Here is a 4,945-nt window from a genome sequence, read left to right as displayed (position 1 = left end):
GCAGTGTATAGCCAATTAATGATTGCGGTTGCACCCACTTTCGGCCATTAATTTTGAGCTACTGTGCGTGGCTTTGGCCGCATTTTCGTTAGTAGTGCACATTCACCGTACATTCGCCTCTCGCTCAAAACCAATCAACGAGCGGCCAAGCTCAGTAACCGATATTTGTCTTGACTCGGTAATCGCCGCGAGAAAGTTGGGTTTCGCCTCATGTTCCCAAATGCCGAGTAAGCCGAAAAAATAACAATAGCGTTGCCGAAATAGCAACTTGCGTGGGTCTTCGTCTTCTTCGTGCCAAATTTTGCGCTCAATGGGCTCCCGCATAATACCGGCAACAATTCCTGCGAGTAGGTCGTACAGCATTTCATCACTTACCGGTGTTTGCGGAAGCAGTAAACTGCTCTGTAATAGCATGATTGGCGCCGCGCTTTGCTGTAATGGGCATTCATTGGAGTAGGTGATGCACCCCCAGTTAAACTTGCGCAGTGTTGCTTCGAGCAATTCGAGGTAGAGTTGTGCGTAGTCGCGCATTGCCACTAGTTCTAGGCCTTTGAGCGTAAGTCCCATCGTTGTTTTAGTGGTTTCAACGAGGCCACTCATCAGCAAAATGTGACGAAGCACAGTCGCTGCTTTAACGACAGACTCAGAGCTAGGTTGATACCGCTGTAATTCACGGATCATTGGGTAGCGGTTGTCGCTTAATTCGGCAAACATGGCTTTCACGTATTTAACCGGTAAATAGCCGCTACTCGTATATTTGATTTGTTTACTTAACATATCGATCAACATTGGCATGACTGCACGCACAATGGGCGCGTCCTTTGCTAACTCAACGGGCGGCGCTTGAATGTGTAGGGGACGATAGCCGAAAGGATCATTATCAAAGGGTTGGAGATGCTCAAAGCCGTAAAGGTCTTCAATGGTATCGTAGATATGAAAACGCATCGCTTGATCGGCAGCATTACTTAAAGGGTGTCGAAATTGCTCGGTGTCTTCGTCGAGTTGGTCGAAGCCATGTACTTTACAAAAGGCAGGTTGCGGAGCCTCGCCGTCGGTAACGGTTAAACGGTAAAACTCATCTAACCGTTGTTGTATGAGAGTGAGGTCCGGCTTACGCGTGCTGCGTTGGGGTAAATTCCAGACGCCACCGCTGTCTTCTTTTGGACACGCACCAATGGCGTTACGCAATCTCACGCCTCGTTCATTTGCGTCAATTACGCTGCCAATGTGGCGTATGGTATGTTTCCAATCATCTCCAAAGTCATATAGGTAGGTCATTGAGCTGCCTTTGCGCGGCAACACGTCGGTGATTTTGATACCAAATTCAGGTTGATCTTCGCTCGGCTCAAAGTCGTCAAAATAATCGGTAAATTTACCTATTGTGGTAGTGAACAGATGTAGATGGCTAAGTTCCCAGCCCATAGCCAACTGTATGTAGTAATGCAATTGATGCAGGTCTGTCGCCGCCGGCACGCGCAGAGTTCGTGTGATCGGGTAGGGTGTGTCGTTGATTGTGATTTCGAGATCGATGTATTTTGGCATAGTGTTGGTGACTGAATGTACTGTGCGTCAATATTAATATGAATCAGCGTTGACGGCGATCTTAATCGTATTTGAATAAATTTTGCGCAAGTACTGTCATTACAGGCCATTTAACAAATAAAGCCCGAAGGAGTCGAGCCGGATGACGGGCGCTGAAATACAGCAAGCGTTAGAGCAGGCCTACTACGAACTTGTTACCCAGGAAGGTTAGGGTAAAGTAGCTAAAAGGATGATTGTCATGGAACGACAGCTATACGTTTTTGCTCAGCTGAGTAGCGCGATTTACGCGTCTGGACGCGGGGCAGGTCTCCAGCTTTTTCAAAAATAGGTACCACTGTCTTAAATACTTTTGTGACGGATAACCCAGTATTCGAACTGTTGCTGCTGCACGCTTTCCCAGTTGGATGCAGAGCTTTACTGCTCTAATTCGATCTTCATATGAAAACATCAGACTACCTTCAAAGTAGTCCAAGTTTTTGGCCGCACCCTCAGTTACATATCGAGAGCATGACTTGGCAGTTCCGTTTGATTTATAGGTAAAAGGAATTCGATGAAATGAACAGGGATGATGTCATTTTAGTTGATACCAATGTCATTATTGAGGCTCTGCACCCCTTTTAAATTTGAATAAATTTTGTTCAAGCACTATCATTACAGGCCGCTTAAGAAACAAAGCCCGAAGGAGCGTATCCGCATGACGGACACCAAAGGAAACAACACATCAAACTATTCATTCGACCTTGCCCGAATGACTGAAGCTGTCGAAGGCAATGACAGCGATGAGGTGGTTGTGTTGAAAGGGCCAATGACGGCCGACGAAATACAAAAAACGTTAGAGCAGGCCTATTACGACTTGGTAGCTCAGGAAGGTTAAAGCAACTTAACCACAAGGATGATTGTCATGGAACGACAGCTATCAGTAAGTTTTCACTTCTTAAAAATCTACATGAATGCGCTGATGACTCTAGTCGTGGCGATTGGTTATCAGCCTACCTTTTAAACTTTCAACGCTTTAGTGATAGTTATATTAAGCTAGTTGATTTGAATAGTCATCCACCCTTTAAGCTGCCTGATGCTGAGTACTTTGACGGGGAGGTTGGGGTTGCTAGGGACCGGAAAGGCCATTTGCGGGTGGTGAAGTGATGGGTAAAAAGAGATCGTTTTATGGGTGCAGATAAGGTCACAAAATTACAAGGGCAAATATTCGAGGCATTGCCTGAGCGAGTTTCAACGGTTGATGAATTTGATGACCAAACACACACATGCACGGCTGATGCTATGTATAAGTTTATTAACAGTAGCAGCGGTGAAGGGCTAACGATCGGCTTAGAAGGCTCTTGGGGAACTGATAAATCGCAAGTTATTGCATGAAATACAATATACACTTGAGCAAGCCTACAACCAGCTTGAGTGTTGAGTGAGTAAGTAAAACGACGAAATTTTTGTAAGTGATGGCTGATTCTAGACATGAAATTCTCCAATTTTATAACGAACTCTCCTAATACTTTGCAGCAGTTAACTCAACTAGTGCAGGAATCAAACGTAGATAATTGGGATGGCGATGGCGCAAACGCGATTGATGTGAATTTGGTTCCTGAAATCTATTCCGTGCTGAAAAAAGCCATTTAATCGGCTACTAACGCCGGAAGGGAGTAAATATTGTGGAACAGGGGAACTTTCCGATGATTTGGCGAATTTTGAAAAGTTTATTGAGAGGGCGTCAAGCTGAACAACATATATAGCTAGATGTAGCGCCCTCCAAAGTATGTTATAACTTGCTTAAAGATAAACGTCTGTTTGGAACCAAATACATGAAGTTAGTCCTCAAAAATATAGGAATGCTTAAATCAGCTGAGATCACACTGAACCAGCTAACTGTAATTGCGGGGGAGAATGATAACGGCAAGAGTACAGTCGGTAAGGTTGTGTTTTGTATAATAAAAGCAATCAATCGCTATAAAGAAGATCTACAGGAATCAAAAGATTACAAAATTGATGACAAGCTACGCGAGTTATTTTTTATACTTAGAAGAGGCTCAAGCAATTTTACCGATGATGTCGAAAGTGCATTTAGACGATTAAGACAACGAACCTACGAATTGCTAGAAGAGCTATCTCTGTCTTCGGTTTTTGAAAGTGATGCAAATGAGTTAAAAGCTCTTGCTGGCCTGAAAGGTACATATGAGCTCGAGTTCGATGAATTATGTGGCGATATTTCTCGAATTGCGGTATCACCGGAAGATGAAAAGAAATCAATTGAAAGCGCATTGAATAAGGTTTTTGCTTCAGAATTCGATTCAACGGTTTTGTATTCAGGCGCTAAATCCGGTTCAATTCGTCTTTTCGAAAACAAGATTAAATTGTTGGATATTAAGGTGCACCACGGTAACAAGTTCACCTTAGAAGGGGACATTGAACCTATTCAACTCAAAGATGCTACCTTTATAGAGTCACCTCTAATACTGAATAATCATGATCTTCTCATTCGTAGTCAGTCCGGTTTAAACTTGCGGCGTGGGAATATTGCTCGGTTAGGTGTTCCTTATACAACTCTGCACACTAAGGATCTGTTCGATAAACTTCGTGAGCCAGGTCTTGGAGCTCTTTTCCTTTCGGAAAAGGAAATCGAGTTTAGGGATAAACTTGAAAGAATTATTTCTGGAAAAGTTGACTATGATAACTCAGCAAAAGATTTTATTTATCGTCGTGCAGGTGCTGATTTATCGATTAAAAATACAGCGAGTGGGATAAAGGTTTTCGGAATACTTCAATTGCTCGTAATCAACGATTTTATGAGTAAAAATACGATTTTGATATTTGATGAGCCAGAAAATCATCTTCATCCCAAATGGCAGTTGAAACTCGCCGATGCGTTAGTTCAGTTTGCAAAGCATGGAGTTTATATTCTTGTATCGTCTCATAGTCCATATATGATTGAGGCGCTCAAACGGTATGCGGATTGTAAGGGATTAAACAATGAGAATTGTTTTTATCTTGCGGAAAATAACGTAATTGAAGATCAAGAGCGGTTAGAAGATATATTTAGAATACTAGCTGAGCCGTTTGAAGTCTTTAGAAGCATGGATGCTGAGAAATTAAAAGATGAATAAGTACTCTATAAAAGCCTTTTGTCACAGTGAGTTTGCGGATTTCAGCTCTACGTTAAAAAGAACGAGCTGGGATGCGACAAACGATGAATATTTGTGTAATGATGTATTAACATTACCCGTTTACGATTTTGACCAATATGTTAAAAATCGATTTGATAACGATAAACTTCCAGCATCGCCGGATGCTATTTATATAGGCAATAAAAAACTTTATTTTATCGAGTTTAAAAATCAGCATCCGGCAGATATCGATACTGCACAAGTTAAACGTAAATTTGTAAAAGGGACTGAGA

The 4,945-nt window shown here is 42.4% G+C and carries 6 protein-coding genes; 5 read left to right on the top strand and 1 reads right to left on the bottom strand.

Annotation, left to right across the window (positions count from 1 at the left end; genetic code table 11):
- Positions 1–102: 102 nt before the first annotated feature.
- Positions 103–1,542, bottom strand: coding sequence for a plasmid pRiA4b ORF-3 family protein (locus CWI76_RS11580; RefSeq protein ID WP_126760503.1), 1,440 nt, complete (start codon positions 1,540–1,542; stop codon positions 103–105).
- A gap of 694 nt (positions 1,543–2,236) precedes the next feature.
- Here CWI76_RS11580 and CWI76_RS11575 point away from each other — a divergent pair.
- From CWI76_RS11575 to CWI76_RS11560, 5 genes are all read left to right on the top strand, one after another.
- Positions 2,237–2,416 carry a hypothetical protein gene (locus tag CWI76_RS11575; protein ID WP_126760502.1) on the top strand — a complete coding sequence of 60 codons (180 nt, stop codon included), beginning with the start codon at positions 2,237–2,239 and terminating at the stop codon, positions 2,414–2,416.
- 290 nt (positions 2,417–2,706) lie between these two features.
- The gene (locus CWI76_RS11570; RefSeq protein WP_126760501.1) at positions 2,707–2,913 is read left to right on the top strand and encodes a P-loop NTPase fold protein; all 207 of its coding nucleotides are present in this window, start codon (positions 2,707–2,709) and stop codon (positions 2,911–2,913) included.
- 96 nt (positions 2,914–3,009) lie between these two features.
- The gene (locus CWI76_RS11615) at positions 3,010–3,171 is read left to right on the top strand and encodes a hypothetical protein (RefSeq protein ID WP_157980833.1); all 162 of its coding nucleotides are present in this window, start codon (positions 3,010–3,012) and stop codon (positions 3,169–3,171) included.
- Positions 3,172–3,353: 182 nt separating this feature from the next.
- Positions 3,354–4,652 (top strand): AAA family ATPase, encoded by a 1,299-nt coding sequence (locus CWI76_RS11565; RefSeq protein ID WP_126760500.1) that lies wholly within the window; start codon positions 3,354–3,356, stop codon positions 4,650–4,652.
- Positions 4,645–4,945, top strand: a 301-nt coding sequence (locus CWI76_RS11560) for a hypothetical protein (protein ID WP_198678623.1), incomplete at its 3' end; no start/stop codon positions are given. The genes CWI76_RS11565 and CWI76_RS11560, both read left to right, overlap by 8 nt.

This window comes from Pseudidiomarina marina, from assembly GCF_003987045.1.
Lineage (GTDB): Bacteria > Pseudomonadota > Gammaproteobacteria > Enterobacterales > Alteromonadaceae > Pseudidiomarina > Pseudidiomarina marina.
This window is presented reverse-complemented; position numbering and strand designations above follow the sequence as displayed.